Source organism: Halorhabdus sp. CUG00001 (assembly GCF_009797925.1).
Taxonomy (GTDB): domain Archaea; phylum Halobacteriota; class Halobacteria; order Halobacteriales; family Haloarculaceae; genus Halorhabdus.
On record NZ_VOLB01000001.1, the window covers coordinates 1,012,829 to 1,037,813 of the forward strand.

General features: G+C 63.6%; 27 protein-coding genes. 8 read left to right on the top strand and 19 right to left on the bottom strand.

Translation table 11 applies throughout. The features are described from left to right. Positions 1-337 precede the first annotated feature (337 nt). A complete protein-coding gene (locus FR699_RS04985) occupies positions 338-763 on the top strand; it encodes an SRPBCC family protein (RefSeq protein ID WP_255470252.1) in 426 nt (141 codons plus the stop codon). 35 nt (positions 764-798) lie between these two features. On the opposite strand, the gene FR699_RS04990 is transcribed toward FR699_RS04985, so the two are convergent. From FR699_RS04990 to FR699_RS05000, 3 genes are read right to left on the bottom strand one after another with little or no spacing between them, the layout of a single operon-like run. Beyond that, positions 799-2,811, bottom strand: coding sequence for a bacterio-opsin activator domain-containing protein (locus FR699_RS04990; protein ID WP_154551484.1), 2,013 nt, complete (start codon positions 2,809-2,811; stop codon positions 799-801). Between the two features lie 48 nt (positions 2,812-2,859). After that, positions 2,860-4,443: an NAD(P)/FAD-dependent oxidoreductase gene (locus tag FR699_RS04995; protein ID WP_158854508.1), complete on the bottom strand. Its 1,584-nt coding sequence runs from the start codon at positions 4,441-4,443 to the stop codon at positions 2,860-2,862. 1 nt (position 4,444) lies between these two features. Continuing rightward, complete coding sequence (locus tag FR699_RS05000; RefSeq protein WP_158854510.1) at positions 4,445-5,521, bottom strand: Brp/Blh family beta-carotene 15,15'-dioxygenase; 1,077 nt, start codon at positions 5,519-5,521, stop codon at positions 4,445-4,447. A gap of 108 nt (positions 5,522-5,629) precedes the next feature. On the opposite strand from FR699_RS05000, the gene brz reads away from it, so the two are divergent. After that, on the top strand, positions 5,630-5,812 hold the full coding sequence (brz, locus tag FR699_RS05005) for a transcriptional regulator Brz (RefSeq protein WP_158854512.1): 183 nt from the start codon (positions 5,630-5,632) through the stop codon (positions 5,810-5,812). A gap of 19 nt (positions 5,813-5,831) precedes the next feature. On the opposite strand, the gene FR699_RS05010 is transcribed toward brz, so the two are convergent. Then, a complete protein-coding gene (locus tag FR699_RS05010; protein ID WP_154551480.1) occupies positions 5,832-6,227 on the bottom strand; it encodes a hypothetical protein in 396 nt (131 codons plus the stop codon). Between the two features lie 79 nt (positions 6,228-6,306). Between FR699_RS05010 and FR699_RS05015 the strand changes: the two genes are divergently transcribed. Continuing rightward, positions 6,307-7,014, top strand: a complete 708-nt coding sequence (locus FR699_RS05015; protein ID WP_154551479.1) for a TIGR00266 family protein — start codon at positions 6,307-6,309, stop codon at positions 7,012-7,014. A 48-nt stretch (positions 7,015-7,062) separates the two neighbouring features. Here FR699_RS05015 and FR699_RS05020 read toward each other — a convergent pair whose 3' ends face one another. The 3 genes from FR699_RS05020 to FR699_RS05030 form a co-directional block, all read right to left on the bottom strand. Further along, positions 7,063-8,454 (bottom strand): DUF402 domain-containing protein, encoded by a 1,392-nt coding sequence (locus FR699_RS05020; RefSeq protein WP_158854514.1) that lies wholly within the window; start codon positions 8,452-8,454, stop codon positions 7,063-7,065. Then, positions 8,451-8,828 carry a hypothetical protein gene (locus FR699_RS05025; protein WP_154551478.1) on the bottom strand — a complete coding sequence of 126 codons (378 nt, stop codon included), beginning with the start codon at positions 8,826-8,828 and terminating at the stop codon, positions 8,451-8,453. Before FR699_RS05025 ends, FR699_RS05020 begins: the two co-directional genes overlap by 4 nt. Before the next feature lie 67 nt (positions 8,829-8,895). Then, positions 8,896-9,054, bottom strand: coding sequence for a preprotein translocase subunit Sec61beta (locus tag FR699_RS05030; RefSeq protein WP_154551477.1), 159 nt, complete (start codon positions 9,052-9,054; stop codon positions 8,896-8,898). Positions 9,055-9,187: 133 nt separating this feature from the next. Here FR699_RS05030 and FR699_RS05035 point away from each other — a divergent pair, with 133 nt between their 5' ends. After that, positions 9,188-9,454, top strand: a complete 267-nt coding sequence (locus tag FR699_RS05035; protein ID WP_154551476.1) for a co-chaperone YbbN — start codon at positions 9,188-9,190, stop codon at positions 9,452-9,454. A 124-nt stretch (positions 9,455-9,578) separates the two neighbouring features. Here the strand turns inward: FR699_RS05035 and npdG are convergent, their stop codons facing one another. Together npdG and FR699_RS05045 are read right to left on the bottom strand one after the other, a co-directional pair. Further along, positions 9,579-10,247 (bottom strand): NADPH-dependent F420 reductase, encoded by a 669-nt coding sequence (gene npdG, locus FR699_RS05040; RefSeq protein WP_154551475.1) that lies wholly within the window; start codon positions 10,245-10,247, stop codon positions 9,579-9,581. A gap of 74 nt (positions 10,248-10,321) precedes the next feature. Continuing rightward, positions 10,322-11,197 carry a TIGR01548 family HAD-type hydrolase gene (locus FR699_RS05045; protein ID WP_158854516.1) on the bottom strand — a complete coding sequence of 292 codons (876 nt, stop codon included), beginning with the start codon at positions 11,195-11,197 and terminating at the stop codon, positions 10,322-10,324. A 155-nt stretch (positions 11,198-11,352) separates the two neighbouring features. Here FR699_RS05045 and FR699_RS05050 point away from each other — a divergent pair, with 155 nt between their 5' ends. After that, the gene (locus FR699_RS05050; protein ID WP_154551473.1) at positions 11,353-11,874 is read left to right on the top strand and encodes an archaemetzincin family Zn-dependent metalloprotease; all 522 of its coding nucleotides are present in this window, start codon (positions 11,353-11,355) and stop codon (positions 11,872-11,874) included. A 32-nt stretch (positions 11,875-11,906) separates the two neighbouring features. On the opposite strand, the gene FR699_RS05055 is transcribed toward FR699_RS05050, so the two are convergent. From FR699_RS05055 to FR699_RS05080, 6 genes are all read right to left on the bottom strand, one after another. Beyond that, a complete protein-coding gene (locus FR699_RS05055; RefSeq protein ID WP_158854518.1) occupies positions 11,907-13,601 on the bottom strand; it encodes an L-lactate permease in 1,695 nt (564 codons plus the stop codon). A 195-nt stretch (positions 13,602-13,796) separates the two neighbouring features. Continuing rightward, a complete protein-coding gene (locus FR699_RS05060) occupies positions 13,797-14,567 on the bottom strand; it encodes a PHP domain-containing protein (protein WP_158854520.1) in 771 nt (256 codons plus the stop codon). 51 nt (positions 14,568-14,618) lie between these two features. Beyond that, complete coding sequence (locus FR699_RS05065) at positions 14,619-15,215, bottom strand: stage II sporulation protein M (RefSeq protein ID WP_158854522.1); 597 nt, start codon at positions 15,213-15,215, stop codon at positions 14,619-14,621. 1 nt (position 15,216) lies between these two features. Further along, positions 15,217-15,366, bottom strand: a complete 150-nt coding sequence (locus FR699_RS05070) for a hypothetical protein (protein WP_158854524.1) — start codon at positions 15,364-15,366, stop codon at positions 15,217-15,219. 113 nt (positions 15,367-15,479) lie between these two features. Beyond that, positions 15,480-17,312: a ribosome biogenesis/translation initiation ATPase RLI gene (locus FR699_RS05075; RefSeq protein WP_154551470.1), complete on the bottom strand. Its 1,833-nt coding sequence runs from the start codon at positions 17,310-17,312 to the stop codon at positions 15,480-15,482. A gap of 19 nt (positions 17,313-17,331) precedes the next feature. Further along, positions 17,332-17,631: a hypothetical protein gene (locus FR699_RS05080; RefSeq protein ID WP_154551469.1), complete on the bottom strand. Its 300-nt coding sequence runs from the start codon at positions 17,629-17,631 to the stop codon at positions 17,332-17,334. Positions 17,632-17,776: 145 nt separating this feature from the next. On the opposite strand from FR699_RS05080, the gene FR699_RS05085 reads away from it, so the two are divergent. Further along, positions 17,777-18,046, top strand: a complete 270-nt coding sequence (locus tag FR699_RS05085) for an ArsR family transcriptional regulator (RefSeq protein WP_154551468.1) — start codon at positions 17,777-17,779, stop codon at positions 18,044-18,046. Between the two features lie 86 nt (positions 18,047-18,132). Here the strand turns inward: FR699_RS05085 and FR699_RS05090 are convergent, their stop codons facing one another. The 4 genes from FR699_RS05090 to FR699_RS05105 all read right to left on the bottom strand — a co-directional run bounded on the left by FR699_RS05090 (position 18,133) and on the right by FR699_RS05105 (position 23,479). After that, complete coding sequence (locus tag FR699_RS05090; RefSeq protein ID WP_158855712.1) at positions 18,133-19,356, bottom strand: lactate racemase domain-containing protein; 1,224 nt, start codon at positions 19,354-19,356, stop codon at positions 18,133-18,135. 76 nt (positions 19,357-19,432) lie between these two features. Beyond that, positions 19,433-20,116: a sugar phosphate isomerase/epimerase gene (locus tag FR699_RS05095; RefSeq protein WP_154551466.1), complete on the bottom strand. Its 684-nt coding sequence runs from the start codon at positions 20,114-20,116 to the stop codon at positions 19,433-19,435. A gap of 70 nt (positions 20,117-20,186) precedes the next feature. Next, positions 20,187-22,895 carry an AAA domain-containing protein gene (locus FR699_RS05100; RefSeq protein WP_158854526.1) on the bottom strand — a complete coding sequence of 903 codons (2,709 nt, stop codon included), beginning with the start codon at positions 22,893-22,895 and terminating at the stop codon, positions 20,187-20,189. A gap of 110 nt (positions 22,896-23,005) precedes the next feature. Further along, positions 23,006-23,479, bottom strand: a complete 474-nt coding sequence (locus tag FR699_RS05105; RefSeq protein WP_158854528.1) for a redoxin domain-containing protein — start codon at positions 23,477-23,479, stop codon at positions 23,006-23,008. A gap of 134 nt (positions 23,480-23,613) precedes the next feature. Here FR699_RS05105 and FR699_RS05110 point away from each other — a divergent pair, with 134 nt between their 5' ends. Both FR699_RS05110 and FR699_RS05115 read left to right on the top strand, forming a co-directional pair. Next, positions 23,614-23,886, top strand: a complete 273-nt coding sequence (locus FR699_RS05110) for a hypothetical protein (protein WP_154551463.1) — start codon at positions 23,614-23,616, stop codon at positions 23,884-23,886. A 221-nt stretch (positions 23,887-24,107) separates the two neighbouring features. Next, positions 24,108-24,983 (top strand): hypothetical protein, encoded by an 876-nt coding sequence (locus FR699_RS05115; protein WP_158854530.1) that lies wholly within the window; start codon positions 24,108-24,110, stop codon positions 24,981-24,983. Positions 24,984-24,985: the final 2 nt, after the last annotated feature.

Here is a 24,985-nt window from a genome sequence, read left to right on the forward strand (position 1 = left end):
ACTGTCTGTCGGGGCCAGTCATTTGTCGCGGCGAGTACTCGATTGCTCATGGCTAGCAGTGTTACTATGTCCCCACCACGGCTCAAAAGCGTACCCAGTCAGTTGGGGTCTGACACCGATTGCCTCGATAGTGTCCTGAACCGCCGGCCTGAACCCGTCGCCGAGGGGAGAACTGTCGAGAAAACTGAAAGTCGTGCCCAGAGAGTCGCGACCAAACCAGTTCGGTACAAGTTACAACTCAGTGACCGACGAAGTACGTGTTGGCGGTCGAGCCGGGGTTGTCTGTGAAACGCCGACCGATCGCCCCCACGTATCCACCTCGGAGCGGTGATCGCCAGTGTTTACACACGAAGCTTCAATCTGCGTCGGCGTGCCCCCCGGGACGGGGTTCGGGTTCCTGGCTGACCCCCGAAACCAGGTGAAAATCACCCCCGGCCTGGTCGCCGTCAGTGCGACACCGCCCGAAGACGGCTTCGCGACCCGCTATCAGTACGAACTCGCCGGCGTCACGCTGTCTGGCCAGTTGACCGACAGCCTGCGTCGCCCGCCGACGCGACTCGTCCGCTCGCTGTCGGGCGCACTCGATGGTACTGTCCGGTATCGGCTCACTGCGACCGGCAACGGAACGCGGATAACCTGTGCGATGGCGATTCGAGTGCCGAGGGCGGTCCTCAACGCTGTCCCGACCGCCGTCGTCGAAACGAGAGTCGAACAGGAAGTAACGGCGACGCTGTCGACGTTGCAGTCGTATTTAGAGCACTAACCAAAGCGACGGCGGACGGCCCCGCCCAGGCAATCTCAGTCGTCTTCGAAGAACGCTCGCATGAGTTTCTTTTCGGCCGTTCTGAGGTGCTGGTAGTACGTCGAGGGCACCACGTCCATCGACGCCGCGAGATCCTCTCCCTCACACTGGCGGGGCCACTCGAAAAAGCCGCTGGTGTAGGCTTTTTGCAGCGCCGTCAGCTGCCGATCGGTGAGGTCAGCCTCGACAGCTTCGGCAAACGATCGGGGGGCCTGCTTGGCGTCTCCGGACTCGTGATACGCGATCAATTCGACGTCCTCGTAGGCTGTTTCGAGTGCTTCGACGATCGCCCGGCCGTTCTGTTCGGTCGCAACCGTAAACCGGACGCGGACACTTTGGCTGTCGATGGCGACAGTGCCGACGTTTGCCCCGTAGCTTGCGAGCGCATCGACGAACTCCGCTCCAGCCGTAATGATCTCGACGACTAGTTGCTCACCAGCCCTCGAAAGGACCGAGACGTCCGTGACAGCCTCGTACCGGTCCTCGGCCGCGAGGATAGTGTCCTCGTCGGCCGCGGAGACGGCAAACAGAAACGCGACGCGGCCGTCGTCGTGGACCTGGGTACCGCGATAGGCGATGGGATCGGTCGCCGTACTCGCCAAGTCCGCGAGGAACAGCGATGGATCGTGCAGGTCGACTTCGATCGTAATCGTCACGTCGGTCGTGAGCGTCCGCTTGCTGAGGACGTCGTTGATCGCCGCCCCGATCACCCGGCCAAGCGCCCCCAAGATCGCCCGTTCGGTCCCGTCGAACGCTTCCGGGTCGGCATCGAACACCGCGAGGACGCCGTAGGTCGTCCGGCGGTAGGACAGTGGAATGAGGACACCCGATCCAGCCTGTCCTGATTCGAATCCGAGCGGCGGGTCCAGCGTCGCCGCGTCTTCGAGTCGCTGGATCTCGTCTGCTTCGAGGGTCGCCGCGAGACGGTCGGCGCTCGGACGGTCTGCATCGAGTGCGATCGTCTGCTCCCCGAGACGGTCCTGGTTGTGCGCCGCGATGGAGACGGTATGGGTGGTCGGATCGTACGTGCCGATCCAGGCCCGATCGAACTTCGCGACCGAGCCGAGTCGGCTGACGGTCATCCGGTGAATTTCGTCCCGATTGTCCGCCCGAACCAGAATCTCCGAGAGGTCACTGACCAGCCCCTCGACGCGATCGAGCAGCCGACGGAGGGTTTCTCGTTCTTCGCGGATCGCAGCCTCGGCCTCCTTGCGTTCGGTCACGTCCTGCTGGAAAGCGACGAAGTTCGTCACGTTGCCGTCGTCGTCCCGGATCGGTGAGATGGCCAGATTGTTCCAGAATGTCGAACCGTCCGCCCGGTAGTTCAACAGTTCGGCCGACACCGATTCGGTATTCTCGACGGCTTCACGGATGTCGACGGTCGTTTCGGCGTCGGTATCCGCGCCCTGGAGGAACCGACAGTTGACACCGATGGCCTCCTCTTTGTCGTAGCCGGTGATCGCTTCGAAGGAATCGTTGACGTAGATGAGCGGTTCGTCCGGTTCGGTGGCATCACCGATCGTGATGCCGACCGGTGCCTCGTCCAGGGCGCGCTCTTTGAGGCGTTGCTCTTCGGTCGCGGTCCGGTCGTGGATCGGCATCCTGACTCGATCCTCGCGAGTCTCCGGGACAGCGTCGTCGAGTGCCTGTAGTACTTGATCGACCAACTCCGGTGAGGATTGGGGGAGAAACGCCGTGACGTCAGCGCTGACAGCGCGTCGTGCGACAGCACCACTCTCGGTCGCTGGAAGCAAAAACACTGGAAAGTTCGGCCGTTCCCGCCGAATCGCTTCGAGCAGCGACAGACCGTCGAACCCATCCGAAGCGTGATCGGCGATCACACAATCGACCGCCCCGGATTCGACCCGCGAGAGCGCAGCAGAGAAGTCCCGTTCTGTGTCTACGACCACGTTCCCCGTCCGGGAACGTAACACGTCCGCCGGCAAGGGGTCGCCGTCGGGGGTACTCCCGACACGCAGCAAGCGGCGCCCATGGGCTGACTCGCTCATGGGACTGGTATAGGCGGACGATCGACCTAAAGGTCGGGGCTGTCGCGATCAGCGAGCAGCCCGGAGTGTCGACAACAACCCACCCGCTCGCTGGGCGTCTTCGAGAACGGCATCGGCGGTGTGTTGGCCGCTGATAAACGCCATCGGGACGCCGATCCCCGGCGAGGTGAACCCGCCAACGTAGTACAGTCCGTCGACGGATTTGGCGCGATGGGCGGGTCGAAGCGGGCCAGTCTGGAACAGCGTGTGGGCAAGTCCCAGTGCCGTTCCCTGGGGATAGTTCAATCGCTCGGCGAAGTCATCGACACACATCGAAGACTCATAGACGATCCGATCGCGGATGTCGACGCCAACGTTGTCTGCCAGATCGTCGACGACCAAATCACGATACTCCTGGCGGCGCTCCGGCGTGTCGTCGAGGCCGGGGGCGAGCGGCAACAGGACCACCACAGCGTGGTGGCCCTCGGGCGCGACCCCGTCGTCGGTCAGGGACGGGACCGCGAGGTAGTAGGCCGGATCGTCGGGCCAGGCCGGATCCTCGAAGATCGTCTCGAAGTGGGGGTCCCAATCGTCGGGGAACACGAGCGAGTGATGGGCGAGTGGGTCAACGTCGCCCTCGACGCCGAGATACAGCAAGAGTGCGGACGGGGCGTAGGTCTGGTCGTCCCAGTGGTCGAGCTCGTGGTCGCGATTGGCCGGCGAGAGTAACTCGCGCTCGACGTGGGCCTGCGGGGCGTTTGAGACAACCCGATCGGCCCGGCGCCGGCCCGCGCTGGTCTGGAGCGAGAACCCGGTCGTCGTCGACTGGAGATCGGCCACTTCCGTGTTCGTCCGGTACGTGACGCCGAGTTGCCTCCCGAGGTCGGCCAGCCCCTCCACGACGCTGTATATCCCGCCATCGGGGTAGTAGACGCCGAGGTTGAAATCGACGTGAGCCATGAGGTTGTACAGCGCCGGCGTATTGTGGGGCGCACCGCCCAGAAACACGAGCGTGTACTGCAGCAGTTGCTGGAGTTTCGGGTTCTCGACGTACGAGGAAACGTGATCTTGCATCGACCCGAGCATTTTCAGCCCCGGCCCCAGTCGCACGACGTCGAGGTCTATCAGGTCACGGAAGCGAGAGCGATCCTCGTAGACGAAGTGCTCCATCCCCACGTCGTAGGTGTGTTCGGCCTCCGCCAGATACGCGTCGAAGGCCTCACCACCGCCAGTCTCGTAGGCCGCGAACGTTCGGCGCGTCCGCTCGATGTCGGGCGTGATCGTCACCCAGTCACAAGGCGGGTCGATCCCCTCGTCGTCGAGCGTCCCGGCACCCGGAACTGGCTCACTATCGCGATAGAACACCCGGTATTGTGGATCCAGTTGGTGGAGGGTATAGAAGTCCTCGGGGTCGTGGCCGAAGTGATCGAAAAAGCGCTCGAAGACGTCCGGCATCAGATACCAGGAGGGGCCGGTGTCGAACCGAAACCCGTCGGCTTCGATCACGTTTGCCGCGCCACCCAGGCGGTCTTGCTGTTCGAGGACGGTCACGTCGGCCCCAGCGTCGGCCAGGTAACAGGCCGTCGTGAGGCCGCCGAAGCCGCCGCCGATGACGTCGATCGTCTCGCCCGCAAGCGGTGATTGCTCGCGCATGTTAGGGTACGTACCAGATACCGCGGCCCTGGTCTAAAAACGATCCGACGACCACGTGGGGCAACGCGATGATACTGATCGCGATGCTCCAGAACGCTACCCCGCCCGCAAGCAGCGGTGCGCCGGCCAGCGGTCGGGTCGCAGCCAGATAGATCGCCCCGACGACTGTCGCGGTCGCGACGGCCCCGACGATCAACACGCCCCAGGCCGTCATCGCCACGACGCGAGGGTCGTCGCTGTCGATCGATCCCGAGAGGATCCCGCCGTTGGCCGGAACGTCGTCCTCGACGGCGACGTGGCGGCCGACCTGACGCAGCGAGTACCACAGCGGGAAGTACAGCCCGACCGCCACGACCACCGGGACGACCGCGAAGTACCCGATCAACAAGAGGGTCTCGGCGGCGTCGACGAGCCACGATCCGCTGCCGTCACGGCCAAGATACCCCCACGAGAGGTGGACAGCCCCAAGCCCCCCAAATCCGACGGCGATCAGTGGGCGGGTCACCCCAAAGAGGTGACTGAACTGGCCGAGCGCACCCGGATCGAAAATCGAGACCATATACGAGCTGAACGTCTCGAACGTGCCCGGCCAGAAGACGATCGGGACGGCCATGACCGCACCGCCACGGACCAGTGCGGCGAGGTGTCGCTGCGGGGACGAGCGGAGATGGCCACTGCCAGTCACAGCGTCCATGACGTGGACGCCACCGTATCCGCCCTTCAGCACGGCGACGACGATTGCCAGGACCAGTCCAGCCACCGGCACAATCACGAACAGCGCGAGAAACGCCCCGATCAGCGCCAGGTAGCCGGCGACGTACTGCCACTGAAAGTTCAACCCGCGCTGGCGGATATTGTTGAAGTGTTCGTACCCGCCGTGGGGGAGGTTCAACGCGACCATCCCAAAGAGGTAGATCGCAGCCTGGGCCTCCATGCCCAGTCGGACCCCGACAGCGTGGGCCAGCACGAACGCTGCGGCTATCCCACCGAGCGCAACCCGTGAGACCGTCACGACGAGTGGCTCGGCGGCCGACGGGCGAGCCACGGACGTGCGGTGCGTGTTTGCAGTCTGTCCCATAGTCCGAGGTTACCCACGGAGTGGCCTCAATCGCCACCCCAACTGGTTAGGCACGGACGAGCGCGCACTCGCCAGAGATTTAACACGAACGCGACCGAACTGAGAGTGATGGCCATCGAAACCCTCGCTTGCCCGGACTGCGGTGCCGAACTCCAGATGGGACTGCCCCGGAATTCGACAGTGCGGTCGGTCGCCCCCGAACCGCGAGAGGAGCCAGCCGACGATCGCGTCAAAGAGCGTGAAAATGCCTGCCCGAACGGGCACCGGCTGTACGTCACCTTCGAGTTTTGAGAGGTAACTCGGCAAGAAGCTACTCCGAGCGCTCGGCCCACGCCTGCTCCTGGTGTCGCTCGACGACGTGGCGCCGCCCGTCGGCCACAGCCTCGTGTGCCGCCCGATCGAACGCTTGCAGGTCAGCGTAGACGCCCGACTGAAAGTCCTCGACGACGTCGTAGGACCACCGGTCCTCGTCGACGACACCCCGGGGCAACAACTCGTCTCTGAGCGTATCGGCAAGGTCCGTCTGCCCCCCTTCGCGCAATGCCTGCTCTGCAGCCGCGAAGTGGTCCATCGCGTGGCCCGTATCGTGGTGAAACGCGATCAGGTGGCCGTGTGCCCGGTGGAGCCACTCGATACCGAGTTCGATCCGATGCAATGCCTCCCGTTCGGTCGCATCCGGTGGTGCTGAGGAACTGTCCCCCGCCATGGTGTATGGTACCGTGTACCGAAGTAAAACGGTGTCGTCGGGAACACATTCAATTACGAGGCCACCGAGGGGTCAAGACATGGATCACGAAATCGAGCATCGGCCCTCGTATGCGCTCCTCTCGGTCGAACTCGACCAGAGCGAGCAAGTGCAGGCCGAAGCCGGCGCGATGGTCAGTCACACAGACGGCATCGAGATCGAAACCGGTGCGCAGGGCGGGATCGTCGATTCGCTGAAACGCAAGGCCTTCGGTGGGGAGTCGTTCTTTATGAACACGTTCACCGCCGAGCGGCCGGGCCACGTCACGCTCGCGCCGCCACTACCTGGCGATGTCGTCGACAAGGACCTCCAGAGTGAACGTCTGCTCGTCCAGTCGGGGTCGTTCCTGGCTGCCCAATCCGGAGTCGACATCGATACGCAGTTTGGCGGCGGACGGACGTTTTTCGGCGGTGAAGGGCTGTTCCTGTTGGAACTGTCTGGGACCGGCCGGGCCTTCCTGTCGAGTTACGGTGCGATCGAGCGCGTCGATCTCGACCCGGGAGAAACCTACACGGTCGACACTGGCCACATCGTCGCCTTCGAGGGCTCGACGAGCTTCGATGTCCGGAAAGTCGGTGGCCTCAAGTCGACGCTATTCAGCGGCGAGGGGCTGGTCTGTGAGTTCGAAGGCCAGGGCTCGGTCTGGTTGCAGACCCGCAGTACCGACGCTTTCCTCTCGTGGCTGATTCCGAACCTCCCGTCCGGAGACGGCGGCGATCACGACAGTGGGTTCAGCGTCGACTTCTAAGCACGGTCGATTACCCGGTCGGCGCGAGGCGGTGGCCGATGACACCGCTCACAGTGCGTTTTCGACGGCGCTGGCGACGTCCCGGGCCTTTGCCGCGAGGGCTTCGGGGACGTGCCCGGCTTCGACCGCCGCGTCGAGTTCGTCGTCGTCGACGCGCTCGACGGTTCCATCGGCGTGTTTGACGACATCGACGTGGAGGTCGACGTATCGCACTTCGTCCGGGAACACTTCGACGGGCGTACAGATGTTGACATACGTGCCGCGCTTCTGTCCATCGTTACCCCGGTAGACCGTCGGATACCACCACTTGCCCTCGGTGAGTTTCGTCACGGCGACGTCGCCGGCCTGGCGTTCGATCCCCAGCCCATCGTAGGTACCACCCGGCGACATCTCGCGCTCGACCCGGACGGTTCCATCGGGGTCGCGGTCGGTGACTTCGCCGCGACCGAGACTGATCGTCCGGCCGTCGGGTTTGCCGTGGGCAATTCTCACCCGGTCGCCCACCGTCGGGCCGAACTGACGAGTAACGACATCGAAGGGGAACGACCCCTCGAAGTCGGGGGCGAGCGCCTCGACGAAATCGACGGCGGCACTGGCCTGTTCTGCGCCCGCCTTGATGCGGTGGTGGCCGGGCATCGTCGGCGTGACGGCCCGGCGACGCGAATCGAGTTCGAACCGCGACGCCCGGCCGAACTGGACCCAGGTCGTCGACTCCCCTGGGAACACCTGGCCCGTCCGGGTGCGATCGTCGGCCTCGGCGAGTGCTCGATCGAGATCCTCGGCGCGATCGAGCAGCGGTTCGAGAGCGGCTTCGAGCACCGCGAACTCAGCCTCGTCGGCCTCGCGGTCCCAGGAGACACGCCACCCGTCGGGGATCTCCACGGAAAGGACATCGAGCAAATCGGGACCACTCGTCGCTGTCGATTCCTCACGCACTAGCGACGCGAGCGCGCCCCGAATCGAGAATTGGGTCGTCACTTCGGGACGCGCGTCACTCCAGGGGCCAACAGGGCGGTCGATCTGGACGCGCACGCGATCGTCGGTCTCGACGTGGGCCGCTGTCGCGCCGTAAGGGAGAAACGCCTCGTCGTCGCCAAGATCGACCAGTGCGCCGCTTCCAAGCGTGTCCGTGACGACGCCGTCGAAGACAGCCCCCCGCGGGGTCGAATCTACCCACGTCAATGTGTCTGTAGCGACCCTGAGTCGGTCGACGACCGCGCCGACGGCTGCCTCGTCACCGAGAACGCCCACACCGAGACGATCGTCGTCGGGCACGATCGAGGCGTCGGGTGGGGCCGTCTCGAAGTCGACGTCGAACCGGCGGGCGATCGGACCGGACGGCCAGCCGACCGCGAATCGCTCGTCTGCGACGAGCAAGTCAGTGAGTGCCGTCGCGTAGATCCCACGGCACTGGACCGTGAATGGCGCAGTAGCCGTCATAGTGTGTCAGTGTCGAGCGCGAACCGAACCCGGTCGTTGACCGTCGAGCCGAGGGCGAGTTCGACGAGTTTGCCGTCTTCGAGGACGCGACCGCCCTCGATAGGGACGCCCCAGTCGTCGAACCGGAGATAGCCCCTGATGTCGTCGGCGTGGGTGTAGAGATCGATATACTCGACGACGTGGGTCTGGTGGTCGGCGTCGCTGTGGGCCATCGTCATGTCGGAGACGACCTGCTGGTGAGTCTCGAAGAACGATTCGATCGCCTCGGCCGTCTCGTCCGTCGCTTCGACGACGATCTCGGCCGCCGTCTGGATGTCTTCAGTAGAGAGGCCAACTTCCCGGAGTGCCCGCTGGGTTCGCGGATCGAAGTGCATGTGCTCGCGGTTGGCAGGGCGCGTTTGAAAACGTCGCGGTCGACCGCGAATGGTGGCCCTTGGGTGCTCAGGCGACGATGTTCAGGACGATAACCAGCACGCCAAACAGTGCACCAAAGGCGACAATCGTCTTGGGATCGATCGTGATTGCGTTACGGTCTTCGGCGTCGAAATACCGGACGAGACCGGCACTCGACATCAGGCCGCCGCCGTCGTTGCTGCTCATATCGTGGTGGACGCCACCGATCGGCCTAAGGCTTACGACACGTCAGCCCCGGCTGGTAGAGGGGGAGTTGCCCAGTGAGAGTCGGACAGTGAAAACCCTTATTTCGCCGCCTCGGCTAACCACAGTAGGCATCATGTCCGTCACTCTCAAGGACTTTCAAGCAGACTGGTGTGGCCCGTGTAAGACCCAGGATCCGATCCTCGAAGACCTCAAAGACGACTGGCCGGACGTCGAGTTCGAGAAGATCGATGTCGACGAGAACCAAGACGTCGCCAACGAGTATCAAGTGCGGTCGCTGCCGACCCTGATCATCGAAGACGACGACGGCATCGTCGAGCGATTCATCGGCGTCACGCAGGCCGACGATATCGAATCGGCTCTCGAAGAGGCGTCCACGTAGCGACGTCACTCCGCTTTTCCCGCGTTTGGTGGCCATCGAGCGAGGAGACAGCGCTGTCAGCATCAAGCGACGCGACGACACTGTACTGTGTCACTGAGATGGCTAAAACAGATCGAGTGGCTGCCTACTCGAAGCGGGCGCCTACGTCGTGGTGGTCGTCGTTGTACTGGGCCAGATTGATCAACAGCGGCGTCACTGACTCGACCTCGGCCGCGTTGTCGATGGGACCGGCGTGTAACGCTCGGAGCCCATCGATAGCCTCGGTCAGCGACGCGACCGTCCCCAGTGCATCGTCGTCGTTACCAACCAGCAACACGTCGATGGAGAGCTCGGCGTCCAGATCTGCCAGCCGGCCGGCAGCCAGGTTGTGGAACGCCCCGACGACGGGGACATCTGCCGGCGCAGCGTCGGCCGCAAGCGCCGTGACGCTGCCGGCACCCGGCCGGTTGTAGTGCATGCCGGCTTCGTCCCGTTTCATCCCCACGGCCGGACTGACCAGTACCGTCCCAGCTGCGAGATCGTCTCTGACGGCTTCGATCGTCTCGACGAGGTGGTAAGCCGGGACCGCTGTGACAACCACGTCGGCACCCGTCACGGCCGCTTCGTTAGCCAGTCCCTCGATGGTCACGTCCAGGCCCTGGTCGGCCAGTTCCGTCTCGTATTCGTCCGCAGCGCTCCTGGCTCGTTCGGCATCGCGGGAACCGATGACAAGCTGGTGGTCGGTGTCGTGCGCCCACCGGAGGGCGAGGCCTTCCCCAACGTCACCGGTTCCGCCGAGAATCGCAACTCGCATATCTCATCATTGGGTCGAGTGGCGTTAAGCCTGCTACGGTATTGGCAACTGACGCGTCACGCGCCGAAAACGCCTCACCCGCTGGGATCCAGCAACGCGGGCAACTCGTTGACCGTCTCGACGACTGCCTCGGCCCCAGCGTCCGCGAATGCCACACGCCCCTCTTCGCCAGTCAGCCCGCCAGTGAGGACACCGATCCCGTGGTACGTGCGCTCGTGATCGGCCGCCGCAGCGTTGACAGCCGTGCGAACGTCGTCTAAGGTATCGCCCGCGAAGGCGACAGTCTCGGCGTCGAATCGCTCGGCGAGGGTCTGCAAAGCGGCGGGGTCGGGCTTGCCCGCCTCCCAGTCGTCCATCGTGAACCGGTGGGCGTCGGGAACCGAGAGGCCAGCACGGTCGAGGGCGATGTCGGCCTCCGCTGCTGGCCGGCCAGTCAAAATACCGACGTCGAAGTGCGTCTGCAAGGCCTCGATGGTCTCACGGTCGATGAGGACTGGTTCGTCGTGAATGTACCCCGGTTCGTCGAGGACCGGTTTTGCGCCCTCGATCTCGCGGTACAGATCGCTCCCGAGATACAGTTGCTGGAAGATCTCACGGTTGTACGCCCGGTCGAGTGCCGTATTGATACGTTCTCGGGCGTCAGCAGGCAGGCGATCGTCGATGACGGATTGTGCGCCGCTAAACCCGCCCCCAGAGGCGGCGATGCGATCGGTGAACGTCTCGACGCTCAGTTCGAACCCTTCCGCCCGAGCCAGTACGTATAACGCGAGCGCATCGGTCAGCATCCAGTCGTTGTTGAAGCCGCCGGCGTCTTTGAACGGCTGGAGCGCTGATCGAGCGATCCGCTCGTCGTGCACTCGGGCGACCGTCTCGACGACGGCCCGACGATAGGAGTCCGCGACATCGAGGAGGACGCCGTCGACATCGAGGACAACCGCATCAGTGTCCATTCGTGCACGGTGTGACGCACTCACAGACAATGGGTGTTCCGACTGCCGCCTATCGCGGTCGTGTACGTCGACAGACACGACTGGGCACAATCCCTGTACCAGCGGGCGTCTTCGAGGGCGAGGTTTTTAAGCCTCGTCCGATCATATCCATCTCCATGCACGTGGACATCGTGCCGGTTGGTGAGCTGCCCGCGATCGTCAAGCGGGAAGCATCCGCCGGGTTGCGTTCCGTCTTCGACTGTGATGTCAGCGTCCACGATGCCCAATCGGTCCCCGCCGGCGCGCACGATCCCGATCGTGATCAGTACCGTGCCGAAGAGTTCATCGACCTTGCAAAGCGGGTGGGCGTGGGCGAGAAGAACGTCGCAATTACTGCCAGAGACCTGTTCTATCGAAACCGCAACTACGTGTTCGGGCTTGCATACCTGGACGGCAGCGGTAGCGTCATCTCGACACACCGACTCCAGACGTCCTCGGACGGCGGCCTCTCGAATAAGTCCTCTGGGGAAGTGTTCGCCGAACGCGTCCGCAAAGAGGTCGTCCACGAGATCGGCCACACACTCGGTCTCGAACACTGTGACAACAAACGCTGTGTCATGAGTTTCTCACCGCGCGTCCGGCAGGTCGACCTCAAAGAACAGACCCTCTGTGGGAGTTGCCAGCGGCGCGTCCTCTGAGCGGTCGGCCGCGCCTCGAAGCAGAGCAGTTCTCAGAACACACCGGGTGCGACCACGTACACCAACAGCGTGCCGATCGAACCGGCAAAGAGCGCGAAAATAACCGTCGGGACGATCACTTTCCGGAGGATGTCCCCTTCCCGGCCAGCGATGCCGACGACGCCACAGATCGCCGCGATGTTCTGGACGGAGACCATGTTCCCGACCCCGCCGCCGACGTTCTGAATGGCCACGATTAGCCCTTTCGAGAGGCCGACGTTCTCGGCAGCGTTGTACTGCAAGGCATTGAACAGGATGTCAGAGACCGTGTTCGAGCCAGTGACGAACGTCCCCAGTGCACCGATCCACGGGACGACCATCGGCAGAGCACCGCCAGCGGCGGTCGCCAGCACTTCCGAGAGGACCTGCATCATTCCCGCGATGTTCTCGGGATTCTGGGCGGATTGGCGCATGATCTGAGTGAGTGAGACCACGACAACCAATGTCATCGCTGCCGGTGCGACCTGCCGGATCGATTCCCGCCAGGCCTCGACAGTCCCTTCGAGATCCAGTCGGTACAGGAGGCCAGTACCGAGTGCGATCGGGATGAACGGCATCGTTCCCGGCAAGTAGAGATACTGCAGGTTCCAGCCGAGTTCGGTACCCAACAGGCCAGTAACGCCAATGGTGAACTGCTGGAGCTGACTCTCGATGCCCAGGCCGGGCCAGCGAGTCACCAGCAGGAAGCCGGCAACCAGCAGGTACGGTGTCCAGGCGAGCCAGACGGGCATCTCCTTGGTCGGCTCGTCATCGCTGATCGAAGCCAGATCGAGGCCCCCAAGCCAGGTATCCGACCACCCACTGCGGTCGGGGAACGTCCACTTGCGTTCGGGAACGAGGACGTTCGCGTTCGCCATGACGATCCCGACGCCGATCACCACGAACCCGGCGGCGATGTCCGGCAACGAGTAGCCGACGAACCACGCAACAGCCCACTGGACGAGGCCAGTGATCACGCCCAACACGAGCGCGAACGGGAGAATTGGGAGCGTCGACCGGGCCGCCCCACGCAGCGAGCGTTCGTCCTCGTCGCCAAACCAGTAAATCAGGAGGAAGACGCCGAGGATGCCCCAGAAGACGAAGGTCAGCCCGGTCATCACGCCGGTCCACTGGCCGACGATCATCTTGAACGCCTCGATGCTCTTTCCGTCGATCAGCTCGGCACTCATCCCTTGGTCGACCCCACCGATAATCGGCGTCCCCGCGGCCCCGAACTGCGGGTTGGGAGCGTTGAAGAACAGTCCGAACACCGCCGCCGCAAGCGGCGGAAAGCCCAGGCCGATAAACAGCGGCGCGGCCAGCGCCCCGGGCGTCCCGAAGCCGGCGACGCCCTCGATGATGGTCTCAAAGCCCAGCCCGATCAACAGCAACTGGACGCGCCGGTCGCTCTCGATGCGCCGGAAGAACCACCGGATCGTACTGATCGAGCCGCCGACTTCGAGGTAGTTCATCAACAAGATGGCCCCGAAGACGATCAGGATGATATCAACCGCGCCAAGGACGCCTTTGAGCGCCGCTGCCGCGAACCATGTGCCTTCCATACCCCACACGCCAACTCCGAGTGCCGCGGCGATCACCCAGCCGACAGTCATCGATCGTGCGGCCGACCAACGCAGCCCGGCCAACAACACGAACGAAACGACGATTGGGAGACTCGCCGCCAGTGCTAAGAGCCCAGTACTCGTCATCTACACGTCTGTGACAGGTCCCGCGGTAATAGTCACTCGATTCAGTTCGCTATTTACCCCGATCGATCGACATTGATGCTGGCCATGTGAAAGATAGTTGCAACTTGCTACCTGCGTTCGGTCGCGTCGCTGTCTCGGCGTTACTGAACGCGCCGGTCGACAATCAAGCTGGGAGCCACCCCTGTTCACTGCTCCTCAGAGGTCCAGTTCGACGATCGGAACGTCTCTGTGCTCGACGGTCGATTCGAGTCGGTCGGTACACTCGAGCAGTTCTTGGGGTTCGTGTGCGTCCGAGCCGATCGTGAACCCGACGCCGGCATCGACCAGTGTCTCGAAAAACTCCTCACTTGGATGGAAGTCACCATACTCCCGGGTGACGCGACCGGCATTGATCTCGGGGACAGTCTGTGAGGCGGCCACGGCGTCGGCGATCCGACGGTAGTGGTTCTCGGACAACAGACCCCGAAGTGCCGGATTGCGCTCGACGAGATCGATGTGGGCCGCGATATCGAACAGGTCCGAGTCGAGCAGCCCAACCACTCGATCGACGTACGTTTCGACCGCGCGCTCCCGTTGGGTGGGCGAGAGCGCGGCGAAGTGCTCTCGGTCGTGGACGTTTGCCCCGTCGAGTTGGTGGACGCTCCCGATCGCATAGTCGAACGCCGCGTCGGCGAGGAACTCGTCGATAGCATCCTCGTGGTCGGGATGATAGTCCATCTCGACGCCGTCGTACAGCCGGAGGTCGGTCCGGTCGCGATACCGCTCGATCGCCCGGCGACGGCGCTCGTGGGTGAGATCCAGGTTGAACCCGAAGGCGTCCCGGTAGGCGCGCGCCCCTTCGGTGTCGAAGACGTTACAGTGATCGGCGAGCCCGAGCCCGTCCAGGCCTGCCTGCTCGGCGGCGGCGACCATACGGGGCAACAACGACCCGTCGGAGTAGGTAGTGTGCACGTGATAGTCGTGCATCAGCCACTCGTTCGGTGAGGACGGACTTGCGGGTTTCGTTCCGTGCGAGAATCACACCAGCATTCGAGCCAGGGGGACCGTCAGCTCAGCCTCGACGAACGCACCGACGGCCAACAGCAACGCGGTGATCACCAGCCACCCAACTGTATGCAGGACGTGACGGGGGATCGAAAACAGACGCTGCCTGCCCGACGCGACTGCCCAGATGACGTGAGTCCAGCGGAACCCGAGTCCAGTGGCGAGCAGTATCGCCGGAATTTCGAACACGCCGTGTGGCGCGAGCAAGGCCACAGTCAGCACTGGCCCGAACGCGGTGGTCGCCTCACCGAGCACCGTCCCGAGCGTCAGGCCGTTGATGGCAAGCACGTACACGGTCCCGACACCGATCGTCAGGAACCCGCCGATCGCCTGCAGTGAGACGAGGCTATTGTGGACGAACAGCTCCATAGCCGACAGCTCGATAGGCTCTAAATCGCTCGCCGAAGACGGCGCAACTGGCAGCGGTGAGGCAGACGCGTTCTTGAATCCTATAGCGACCCCAAGCACAATCAGGAACGCGAAGATGACGGTCGAGAGTCCAAGATATGGGGCTATGCCCCGGAGAAACGGGACGGACGCGACGCGGCGATGGAGTCTCCGCCAGTCCATCTCAAAAACGGACGAGAAGGGTCCCCACGAGGAGTATCGACGGAATCAGGAACAAAATCCCCAGGAACCCGCCGAAAACGAACAGGACGACGTTCAACAGTACCGTCACAAACACGGCGATCGCTTTCTGCCCGAGTGACATTCCAGCCATATAATGAGTGTTTTGACATCATCGAATAAAATTTCTCATTTAGCTGTGGGCAGCGAGCTGCCATCCGAGAAGCGGGATCGGCCGGACAAGCCGACCAAGAAAGTCGTCGCTGGTTACTCGGGGGCGTAATAGTACTCGCCGGCCTGCTTTTGCTCGCGATCGAGCTGACTCTCCGGTTTGTTGATCCGTGGTCGGGACGTGCGCTCGTCCCGGCGGAACGTGATGTCGAGGTTGCTCAGGAAGTCGTTCATCCCGTCCCGCATCGACTGGGGCGTGCTGGCGTGGCCCGAAACCGCCGGTTCGCCGTCGAAGACCAGCAGGCGATCGGCCAGCAGGTCGATCATGTAGATGTCGTGATCGATGACCATGGCCGTCGCGTCGTGGTTCTCGGCATAGCGGCGGATCGCGGTGGTCGCCAGGACGCGCTGTTCGACGTCGAGGTGAGCGCTTGGTTCATCCAGCAGGTAGAGATCGGCGTCCCGCGAGAGGCAGGCCGCGATCGCCACGCGCTGGCGCTCCCCGCCAGAGAGATCGGTGAGTTGCTGCTCCATGATCTCCTCGAGCTGGAGTGGCTGGGCGATCTCGGTGTTCCAGTAAGAGGTCCCAAAGTCCTCGGCGATCGAGGAGAGAAAGGCGTCGACGCGCATCGGCTGGTCGACCTCGACGTATTGGGGTTTATACGAGATGTCGAGTTCGGCGTCGATCTCGCCGGCGTCCGATTCGAGGCGGCCGGCCAGCAGCTTCGCGAAGGTGGACTTCCCGATCCCGTTCGGGCCGACGACGCCGAGCACCTCGCTCTCCCGAATCTGTCCCGACTCGACGGCAAGCGAGAACTCGCCTTCGCCGTAGCTCTTCTCTAAGGCCGGGTACTCGATGACCGTATCACCGGTACTGACCGATCGAGGGGCGTGCTCCTCGAACTCGATGGCCTCCTCGCGGATGCGCATGTTCTCGTTTTCCAGATAGCCCGCGAGGTACTCGTTGATCCCACTTTTGACGGATTTGGGGTCGGTGATGACACCGAAGGCACCTGGCCGGCCGTAGCCGACGTGGATAGCGTCGGCGAGCAGGTCCAGAATAGCGAGGTCGTGTTCGACGACCAGCACCGAGCGGTTTTCCTCTTCGGCGAGTTCCTGAATCAGCCGGGCGGCAGTCATCCGCTGACCGATATCAAGGTACGGTGACACTTCGTCTAGGAAGTAGAAGTCAGCATCGCGGGCGACAGCCGCCACGAGGGCGACCCGCTGAAGTTCCCCACCCGAGAGCGTATCGATGTCTTGATCGACGACGGGGCCGATGCCCACGCGCTCGATCAGGTCGTCCAAGACACCGCGCTCGTCGGTGCGTTCGAGCAACTGCCGGGTCGTTCCGTCGAACTGCTCGGGGATCTGGTCGACGTACTGTGGTTTCCGGGCGACCGTGACGTCACCGTCCAGCAGGGATTCGAGGTAATCCTGCAGGGCCGTTCCGCGGTAGGCATCGAGCACTGCGTCCCACTCCGGGGACTCCTCGAACTGGCCCAGATTCGGTGTCAGTTCGTCGGCAAGCATGCGCACCGCGGTCGTCTTCCCGATTCCGTTCGGTCCCAAAATCCCCGTTACGCGCCCTGGTTCGGGGGCCGGGAGTCCGTACAGCGCAAAGGCATTCTCTCCGTAGCGGTGGACGGGGTTGTCATCGAGTTCCTGTGGCAGGTTGATGATCTCGATAGCGTCGAACGGGCACTTCTCGACGCAAATACCACAGGATTCGCCGAGACAGATCTCCTCACTGATCCAGACCTGATCGGCCCCGCCACTGTAGGGGTCGCCTTCTTCGAACCGTTCCTCTCGCGTGACGATGCACTCTTTGCCCGTCCGGTTTGGCGGACAGAAGTTGGCACACTCGTAGTTACAGCGGTCGGGCTGACAGCGATCAAGGTCGACGACGGCGATAGAATCTTCAGCCATGTATCAAATCCTCCAGGAATTAGGCGGGGGCAGACGTCAGCAGGATCGACCACGTGACGAACCACATCGAGAACGTCATGAAGGCGATGTAGAGATAATCCTTCGTCGAGAACTCACCGATGTCGACCCCGGCGACCTGCAAGACCGGTAATTGGACGATGATCGCGCCAGCGAGCAGTCCAAGCGCCGTATTCTCCGTTGCAGCAAGTCCCATCACGTCCGAGGCCAGCCCGGCCAGGACCCCCATCACGGCAGTCAGGGCCGTCACAGTCACGCTCTTTACGTGACCGGTCAGTTGTCGCGTCTGTTCGGTAGCCATACCCCAAAGTCGGCCACCCGGGCTAAAAAGGCGTTCGTTCGGCGATCCAGGCCTGCTACATGGCTCCAGTCCCGACAGTACTGCCCGGTAAGCCAGCGATCTGACTCCTCAATCTTTATACGGCCGGCGTCCCGAATGGACTTCAATGGCTGAATCCGACGGAGAGGGGATCGAAGACCTCCCGCCGAGCGCAAAACTCGTCTACAAGGTCCTCGAGTACAAGGGGCCACTAACCCAGAAGGGGATCGTCGAGGAATCGATGCTCTCGGCCCGCACAGTCCGGTACGCCCTCGAACGACTCGAAGAAGTCGACGTCGTCTCCGAGGACGTCTACTTCGCAGACGCCCGGCAGAACCTCTACGAACTGACGACTGAGGACGGCACTGAACAACAAGATCAGGCCGTCTCGGACTAACTACCGCGTCTTCTCTCCGCACTTGGCGACGACAACGGAAACAGTTCGTCCACCCGTCCCGAGAGTCCTGTGACTTGCCGGGGCCGTCAGACGAGCAACGTTTTGGGCGCTTTGGGCACGACGAGCACGTCGCTCCCGGGTTCGATCGCGTCTTCGACCGTCGCTGCCGCGTTCATGAGACAGTCCTCGACGAGTTCGGGGTCCTCACTGTTCGTGATGTAGGCGTCACCATGGCGGAGCGACCGGACTGTGACGAACCCACGCTGAGCGCCGGGTTCGTACCCCTCTAGCATGGCCTGGTAGCACGATTCGGCATCCTCGGCCCCCGAGAGCCACTCGTAGAAGCGTTCCTCGCCGCGGCCCGCGCCATAGCCCTCGTCGAGTACGGCGGGCACGACGACGCGACCGCCCTCCTTGACTGGCGCACCGTCCGAGAGGACGACGTAAGTGATCCCCCGCGTCGTCTGGTACAGTTGGGCGTCCTTGGGCGCGCCGACGCCGGAGACGACGACATCGTATTGCTCGTCGACCTCGAAGGCCAATGCTTCGCGGGCGGTCTCGGCCAGGTCGCGAACGACCGCACCCGAGTCACCTGCTGCCGCGTCCAGGAAGCCATCCGGCCCGGGCGTGACGTTCAGACAGAAATCGAGGCCGAGCATCTGGCCGGCCTCCTCGACGGCTTCCCGGAAGGGGTTGCCGTCGATCTTGCCCAGTTTAACGTCGTCCTGGCTGAGCATCTCCGGGCCGTGCGTGTACTTGATGAACGATTCGCCGCCAGCGCCGATGACAACGGTTTTGGCCCCGCCGGAAAAGCCCGCGTACTGGTGGGGTTCGCTCTGGCCCGTCGTGAGTACCAGATCGGCCTCGGCGACGGGGCGGTAGATCTCGATCGGGACGTCGTTGACTTCCCCGACGGTGACAGTATCGTCGGGATCGTGGTTCTCCGCGAGTGCGGCGTACTCACCGAGTTCGGCTTCGATCTCCGCGTGGTCCATCGGGCGATGGAGCCCCAGGCCGAGGACGATTCGCACCTGGTCGCGATCGACACCCGCCGCGTGCAGTTCCTCGAAGAGGACGTCCACCATGACGCCGTCCGGCGCGTCGCGGGTCACGTCCGTGACGACGATCGCCACCTCGTCGTCCGGGTCGGCGCGTTCGGCGAGCGGTGGCCCGTGTGGATCGGCCACGGCGGCTTCGGCCGCCTCGCGGACGTCGACGGGTTCACCGCCGGGTAGTTCAGCGATCGTTACGTCACAGTCGGGGAGATCAACCGCAAGGTAGTCGTCTCCGTGGGGGACTTCGAATGGCATCTGTTCGGTCGAAGATAGTCGGCGAGCTTCATAGGAATTGCCCACCGATGGGGCCGTCCCTCGTAGTGTCTGCCCGCTAGTCCGACCAGTGGCCCTGAAACACCTGATTGGCGGCAGCCTGCTCGTCGGGCATCACTTCGAGAACGATGGGGCCGTCGAACACCGACGCCTGAATCGTCCGGATCGTCTCGCCCAGATCAATCGTACCGTCGCCAAAGGAGAGTCCATCGTTCCGGCGCGTGCCGTCGGTCAAGTGAACGACGCCGATCTGGTCGGGATAGGTCGAGAGGAGCCGATCGAGCGCGCGCTGGTACTCACGTTCGGCCATGTAGAGATGGGCCGTATCCAGCACCAGTTCGTTGCCGGGGGAAAGGATCATCTCCTCAAGGTGCAGGGCGCTCGCGCCGGTGTTGTTCTCGTGGCCGTGTGGGGCCGAAAAGCCAATTTCCTCGACTGTCGGCACAAACACCTGCAAGACGCGCTTAGAGTGCAACACGAGATAGGCAGCCAGTTCGACCGCGAGACGATCAGCCAGTCGGTAATAGTCCGTTTCGTCGAGTCCCACGTGGGGTGTATGGACCGAGACAGCAGTCACCGGCGAGTCCCGTACGGCCGCCAGCGTCTCCTCGAATGCGTCGAGATGGGGGCGTTCGAGATACAGTTCGACGGCGTCGAACCCGCGCTCGCTCGCGGCCGAGAGTGCTGCCGGTTCGGGCACACACTTGCCAGCAACCGTCGGCCCGTCTGATTCGACCGTCACGGGCTGTGTTGACCGTCGTCAGCCTTGCCGCTGTCGGTCTGGGTGGCGGACGAAACGCTGCGTGGCCAACTTAATCGCCACGTGCCCACGCGACCATCCGACCGTACCGCTCGTCCGTCGAGAGGGCGTCGGCGTCACCGATCAGTACCAGCGCCCGCTTTGCCCGCGTCAGGGCGACGTTGATCCGCCGATAGTCCTCGAAAATCGGCCCTTCGAGGCTGCCGGTCGCGACGAACGAGACGACGATCACCTCTTTGCTGGATCCCTGGAAGCGATCGACGGTATCGACGGTGACGCCTTCGGGCACGCGCTGGCCAATCTCGGCCACCTGGGCACGGTAGGGCGCGATGACGCCCACGTCCGTCGGATCGAGCCCGGCAGCCAGATACGAGTCGACTGTTTCGGCGACGGTTTGGGCTTCCGTAGGGTTAGTATTCCCCTCAGCGCGCCCGTCCGGGTCGATGAACGCCACTCGGTCCCGGAGGCTGGTGGGCAGCGCGGACGGATCGGCCCCATCGAGGTCGCCGAGTGATTGCCCGGCGATCGCACCGTTGGCGGGCCGCAACTGGCCATCGTAGAACTCCCGCGAGGAGTAGGCCTGGATGCGCTGGGCCATCCGGTACTGGCGATCGAGCAGCACACCGGCCGCGGGATGGGCGTCGATCAGGCGTTCGAACAGCGATTGAGAGAGGTCGGCCGCGTCTCCAGTGACGTCGCCCTCGCTGCGGACGACCGGCGGCAGTTGCTGGTGGTCGCCGACGAGGACGAACCGGTCGGCGCGGGCGACAGCCGCCAGCGCGCCGGGTTCGGTCAACTGGCCCGCCTCGTCGACGACGGCCACGTCGAAGTCCTGTTCGCGCATGATTCGGGAGCCACAGGTCGCCGTCGTCGCGGCGACGACTGGCGCGTCCGTCAGCGTGGTTGCCCGCTCGTCCGGATCGCCAGCAGGATCGAGTCTGACGTGCTGGAGGTCGTCGCGGACGCCGGTTTCGGTCCCCATCCGCACCACGTCCGAGACGCCTTGCTCGAGGAGTGCCTCGACGGCGTTGTCCACGGCGCGATTGGTAAAGGCCGAGAGGAGCACGCGCTGGCCGCGTTCGACGAGGGCGTCGACGAGCGTCGCAAGCGTGTAGGTCTTGCCCGTCCCCGGCGGGCCGTGGATCAACGCGAAGTCCTCGGCACCGACGGCTCGCCGGACCGCCCGATCCTGGGCCGGATTGTTCTCGACGAACGTCTCTCCGACGTCGCGGAACGTGGGTTCTTGGCGGCCAAAGAGGACGGCTTTCTCCTCATCGGACTGCCCGAGCAGGGCGTCGTGGACGGCCGTGAGCATCCGGTCGGTCGACAGTTCCGACGGATAGACATCGAGCCGCCGGAGTTCGACCGGCTCGTCAGCCGTGACGACGATTTCGTCGGACAGTCGTTGGACCCGGGCCAGTTCCGCGTCGCCGCCGATTGGATCGCCGTCACTCGCCAGCACCACGTCACCCTCCCGGATCTTCGAGGTCGCGCCCGTGGCTTTTGCACGCAACTCCCAGCGGCCGCCGTCGAGTTCGCGTCGCCCAGTCGGTTCGAGGTCGATCAACGCACGATCGGCGGCCGCCCGCTCCGCTTTGTCCTGCCGCCAGAGCTTGGCGTATTCCCAGTGGGCAGCGCGGCGTTCTGCCTCGATCGCACGGTACTGCCGCCGGAAGTACGTACGTTCGGTCTCGGGAATCGCATTGCCAATTTGGCCGGCCTTCGATTCCTGATCGAGGCGTCCCGAAACTGCCATACAGGTGTCCTGCTCGAAGCAGTACTCGCACTTGGCATCGGCCTCGTAGCCAGTCGGAACGTCCAGCCCGTGTTCCATCGCGGCGATCTCGTTGCGCGTCCGGACGACGAACTCAAGCAGGCCCGACCCGATCGAGAACTCCTTGGCCGGCGAGAGATCGCCGCCCTCCTCGTTACGATCGACGGCCGCGTTCTTCGTGTAGAGCAACGTCCCCGTATTGGGCGGTTCCTCGCCGTGTTCACCGAGGACGAGCGCGTAGGCGGCGGCCTGAATCTTGTCCTGGAACCGGGGTTCTCGGTTCGTGTTCTTGCCGGTCTTGAGTTCGACGGGCATCCCGCGCCGGACGGCATCGGCCCGCCCTTTCAGGCCGTAGCGCTCGCTGATGAGAGTCTGTTCCGAGCGCCACTCGCTTTCGGTCGGGCCGAAAGTCTGCTGGCCACCGTCGGTGAGATGGCCCTGCTGGAGCCACCCCTCGATCGCACGAGCATGGTCGCGTGTGTCCTCGCGGACGGTCTCGGCATCTCGGCCCAGCAAGCCGAGTTCGAGGCCGACTTCTTCGACCCGCTCGGCGACGGTTGTCTCGACGTCACGCCCGCGGAGCAAGTCGCCAAAGACCTCGTGGACGATCGTCCCCTTGACGACGGGATAGGCAAGCGGCGTCCCCGAGAGTTTGTTCAGGTAGTACATGCGCGGACACTGGACCCACGAGCGGACGTCGGTCACGTCGACGATGAACTCGGGTTCGACGACGACCATCGTCCCCTCGCCGGTCTGGTAGGTCCTCTCTCCCCGATACTCGCGCTCGTCGGCGTCGTAGACAGCCAGTTCCATGCCGGGTTCGAGCAGGTCGGCTGTCTCCGTCCACTTTCCCCACAGCGTGACCGTGAGGGCTGCTGTACGCCCCTCGTCCGGGCGAATCGAGACTTCCGCGAGGTCGCGCTCGCCGTACTGCGTACTGACGGTTTGTGACTCACCAACTTCGAGGACGGGGCCGCGCAGATGCACACCGGTGACAGGTCCGGGGCGGGAAAAACACTGTCGGTGGCCCGGACATGCCGAAAGGATAACAGGTCAGACCGCCCTGTCTCGGGGCAGTAATCGGTCGTTGTCTGCGCTCAAGCCGACTTGACGGCCGCCAGTAGTTCCTCGTAGTCGGGCTCGTTAGTCGGGTCCTCGGCTTCCCAGGCGTGGGTGACTGTCCCCTCGTCGTCGAGGACGTAGACAGCACGGTTTGCGATGCCGTACAGGCCGAGATCCGGAATATCGATCGAGAGCCCGTAGGATTCGATCACTTCACCGCTCATGTCGCTGACGAGATCGAACCCGAGATCGTACTCCTCGGCAAACGCGCCCAGGGAGAACGACGAGTCCGCACTGATACCGAACAGCGTCGCCCCGGCGGCCTCGAAATCCGCGAGGTGGTCCTGCAGGGCGACCATCTCGTTCGAGCACGGGGGCGTAAACGCACCCGGGAAGAACGCGAGGACGACGGGGCCGTCGCCGAGATGGTCTTCGAGATCGAACGTCTCGTGGTCGCTACCGTTGTACGTCGCCGTGAACGTCGGTGCCGTGTCGCTTTCTGAGACCATAGCGAGCGATGGTACGTCCCCGTCCCCCTAAAAGCCCGCCGTCGTGACAATGTAGACGGGCGATTCGGCGCTTTCTCGACGGGCCAGGTCCACTCGACCGTAACGTTGAGGCGACTGCGTTGTGTGGTGGGGGTGTGTCACAGACAGTAGACGACCTCCGCAACGAGATCCGCCAGTCGACCGGTCGGTTCGAGCGCGAGATCTCGACCGGCTTCACCAAGGAAGACCTCGCGGCGATTTCCACGGCTGTCGGCCACGACGTAGGAGACGGGAGCCTCCCGGGGAAAGCAACGATGCGAGCCGCGATCGCCCAACGTGTCGAGGGGCTCGACGACGAGCGCGATGCGGACGGGCCGTTCAGAAAAGCGGAACTGGAAGCGATCGCCGCCGCAGTTGCGGACGCGTGAGTAGTCACAGAGCGAGGGCGAGCCAACAGAGCACAGTCGGCACCGCCGCGACGAATGTCCTACCAGACGATTTCGGCCGCGATACGGGCGCACGCGGGGGAGATGTGGCCACCGATCGCCCGCACGAGCAGCGGTCGCCCGAACGACGGCAACGGTAGGGGGAGTGCCGTCCCAACAGTCGCTTCATAAAAATACACGTAGTGACAGGCGTTACGCAACGCATGCACACACGGCGGTCGGTGTTGGCAGCACTCGCGGCAGTCGGTGGGCTGGCGGGGTGCAACGAAGAGTCTGCCTCCACGACATCGGTGCCCCGAGACAGTACGATACGGTCCGAACCTGGGAGCACGGTCGATGGAGCAACGAGCGAGAGCGATCCGAACCATCCACCCAGCGGCGAGGCTGTCACAGTCGGAGGGGCTTGGGTCCAATCGTCGATCCTCTATCTGAAAAGTGCAGACCAGATGGGTGTGATTCGATTCGGCGATCGGCAGTTCGTCTTTGTGACACTCGAAACGGACTTCGAGACAGCGCCTCCAGGACCGGCAGAGTTCTCGATCGAGGCCGGCGAATCGACCATCAGCGGTGCGGCCGCGATCGCAGGGCACAGTACCCACAGTCTCGCGCCGGACGAGGGCAATCGTGGCAATCAGTACACGGCCGAAGACCCGAAGGGGTGGATCGCGTTCCCCGTCTCGGATCGGGTGACGCCCGTCACTGACGCGACCCTCAGCGTGGCACACCCCGCACTATCGGACGGCGAGTTCCGGCACAGAGTGTCAGATCAGATCGTGTCCACACTGCACGGAGCGCGCCCCGATTTTGACGTGCAGTCGATCTCCGTGCCGGAACGAGCCAGCGTCAACGACAAGTTACAAATCACGTTCCAAGTTGTGAACAACGGCGGGGACGGGACGTTTCGGGCCGCGATCAACAAGTCGGGACCGAGCTACTCGGCCCACTCGATCACCGAGGCAATACCAGGGGACGAAACGGCGGAGGTTCACTTCGAGACGTTCCTGTACGCGGACGGAGCGTTACAGATCGAAATGGAACTGCCAGGTGAATACCGAGCGTACACAGTGAACGTCGAGTGAGG

Bases quoted from the DNA above. Each gene is read 5' to 3' on its own strand.
- FR699_RS04990 (WP_154551484.1), bottom strand. From the start codon at position 2,811: ATGAGCGAGTCAGCCCATGGGCGCCGCTTGCTGCGTGTCGGGAGTACC.
- FR699_RS04995 (WP_158854508.1), bottom strand. From the start codon at position 4,443: ATGCGCGAGCAATCACCGCTTGCGGGCGAGACGATCGACGTCATCGGC.
- FR699_RS05000 (WP_158854510.1), bottom strand. From the start codon at position 5,521: ATGGGACAGACTGCAAACACGCACCGCACGTCCGTGGCTCGCCCGTCG.
- brz (WP_158854512.1), top strand. From the start codon at position 5,630: ATGGCCATCGAAACCCTCGCTTGCCCGGACTGCGGTGCCGAACTCCAG.
- FR699_RS05010 (WP_154551480.1), bottom strand. From the start codon at position 6,227: ATGGCGGGGGACAGTTCCTCAGCACCACCGGATGCGACCGAACGGGAG.
- FR699_RS05015 (WP_154551479.1), top strand. From the start codon at position 6,307: ATGGATCACGAAATCGAGCATCGGCCCTCGTATGCGCTCCTCTCGGTC.
- FR699_RS05020 (WP_158854514.1), bottom strand. From the start codon at position 8,454: ATGACGGCTACTGCGCCATTCACGGTCCAGTGCCGTGGGATCTACGCG.
- FR699_RS05025 (WP_154551478.1), bottom strand. From the start codon at position 8,828: ATGCACTTCGATCCGCGAACCCAGCGGGCACTCCGGGAAGTTGGCCTC.
- FR699_RS05030 (WP_154551477.1), bottom strand. From the start codon at position 9,054: ATGAGCAGCAACGACGGCGGCGGCCTGATGTCGAGTGCCGGTCTCGTC.
- FR699_RS05035 (WP_154551476.1), top strand. From the start codon at position 9,188: ATGTCCGTCACTCTCAAGGACTTTCAAGCAGACTGGTGTGGCCCGTGT.
- npdG (WP_154551475.1), bottom strand. From the start codon at position 10,247: ATGCGAGTTGCGATTCTCGGCGGAACCGGTGACGTTGGGGAAGGCCTC.
- FR699_RS05045 (WP_158854516.1), bottom strand. From the start codon at position 11,197: ATGGACACTGATGCGGTTGTCCTCGATGTCGACGGCGTCCTCCTCGAT.
- FR699_RS05050 (WP_154551473.1), top strand. From the start codon at position 11,353: ATGCACGTGGACATCGTGCCGGTTGGTGAGCTGCCCGCGATCGTCAAG.
- FR699_RS05055 (WP_158854518.1), bottom strand. From the start codon at position 13,601: ATGACGAGTACTGGGCTCTTAGCACTGGCGGCGAGTCTCCCAATCGTC.
- FR699_RS05060 (WP_158854520.1), bottom strand. From the start codon at position 14,567: ATGCACGACTATCACGTGCACACTACCTACTCCGACGGGTCGTTGTTG.
- FR699_RS05065 (WP_158854522.1), bottom strand. From the start codon at position 15,215: ATGGACTGGCGGAGACTCCATCGCCGCGTCGCGTCCGTCCCGTTTCTC.
- FR699_RS05070 (WP_158854524.1), bottom strand. From the start codon at position 15,366: ATGGCTGGAATGTCACTCGGGCAGAAAGCGATCGCCGTGTTTGTGACG.
- FR699_RS05075 (WP_154551470.1), bottom strand. From the start codon at position 17,312: ATGGCTGAAGATTCTATCGCCGTCGTCGACCTTGATCGCTGTCAGCCC.
- FR699_RS05080 (WP_154551469.1), bottom strand. From the start codon at position 17,631: ATGGCTACCGAACAGACGCGACAACTGACCGGTCACGTAAAGAGCGTG.
- FR699_RS05085 (WP_154551468.1), top strand. From the start codon at position 17,777: ATGGCTGAATCCGACGGAGAGGGGATCGAAGACCTCCCGCCGAGCGCA.
- FR699_RS05090 (WP_158855712.1), bottom strand. From the start codon at position 19,356: ATGCCATTCGAAGTCCCCCACGGAGACGACTACCTTGCGGTTGATCTC.
- FR699_RS05105 (WP_158854528.1), bottom strand. From the start codon at position 23,479: ATGGTCTCAGAAAGCGACACGGCACCGACGTTCACGGCGACGTACAAC.
- FR699_RS05115 (WP_158854530.1), top strand. From the start codon at position 24,108: ATGCACACACGGCGGTCGGTGTTGGCAGCACTCGCGGCAGTCGGTGGG.